At 66.2% G+C, this 293-nt stretch carries 1 protein-coding gene; it reads right to left on the minus strand.

The features are described 5' to 3' along the window. On the minus strand, positions 1-293 hold a 293-nt coding region (locus EXE44_RS18965), incomplete at both ends, for an ABC transporter permease (protein ID WP_369333872.1).

Genomic DNA, 293 nt, shown 5'->3' on the forward strand with positions numbered 1-293 from the left:
AGCGAGATGGCGATCCGGGTGTTGATCTCGAGGATGTACAGGGTCCACGCGATGAACGACCGCGAGACCTGGCTCAGCATGCCGAAGCTCACGGTCTGGGTGCCCGACGCGCCCGTCGACCGGATCGCCTCGATCGGTCCCTCCTCGATCTCTTCGAGGTCGTCCGTGAAGAGGCGTCCGAGGTTCCCGATGCTGTCGGTCGCGATCGCGAGCACCGCCGTGACCTGTCCCGGCGGGCCGATGGGGATGTACAGGAAGATCCAGACGATGGCGGGGATGGCGCGGATGCCGCT

This window comes from Halorubrum sp. SS7 (genome assembly GCF_005435055.1).
Lineage (GTDB): Archaea > Halobacteriota > Halobacteria > Halobacteriales > Haloferacaceae > Halorubrum > Halorubrum salinarum.